The sequence below is a fragment of the Tepidiforma sp. genome, assembly GCF_026419595.1.
Classification (GTDB): Bacteria; Chloroflexota; Dehalococcoidia; order Tepidiformales; family Tepidiformaceae; genus Tepidiforma.
The window spans coordinates 1-607 of record NZ_JANZZD010000105.1; the positions used below are offsets into that span (position 1 = coordinate 1).

General features: G+C 74.0%; 1 protein-coding gene. It reads left to right on the top strand.

The window, feature by feature from the left end; translation table 11 throughout:
- Window positions 1-607 (top strand): DUF1156 domain-containing protein (locus N2041_RS14615; RefSeq protein WP_297679349.1); only part of this gene is annotated, 607 nt, incomplete at both ends.

Sequence of the window (607 nt, forward strand, 5' to 3'; positions counted from 1 at the left end):
CCGCTCGCCGCCGCGCGGGCGGTGATCTTCGCGCAGATGGTGGACGACCCCTCCGAATACGTGGAGGAGCTGCTCGCCAACCCCGAGACGCGGCAGGCGGCGGAGCGGGAGCTGGAGCGCCGCCTCGCCCTTCACGAGACGCGGCAGGCGGAGGGCGAGCCGGGCCCGCCGCCGCGCCTGGAGGAGTGCGCCGCCGACCTCGAGCGCCAGCGCCTGTTCCGCCTGATCGAGCAGCTCGTGCAGTGGGAGAACACCACCAACGAGCATCTGCTGCAGAAGGCGCGGGAGGAGATCCGGGCCTCCTGGCGCCGCGCCTGCGCCGACAATGCCGGCCATCCGCGCGCCGCCGAACTGTTCGACCCGAACCGGCTGCCCGCCTTCCACGACCCCTTCTGCGGCGGCGGCACCCTGCCCTTGGAGGCGCAGCGGCTGGGGCTCGAGGCGTATGCGAGCGACCTCAACCCGGTGGCGGTGCTGATCACCAAGGCGATGATCGAGATTCCGCCGCGCTTCGCCGACCGCCCCCCGGTGCATCCCGGCGCGGACCGGCTGCGCGCGTGGCGCGGCGCGCAAGGTTTGGCCGCGGATGTGCGCCACTACGGCCAGC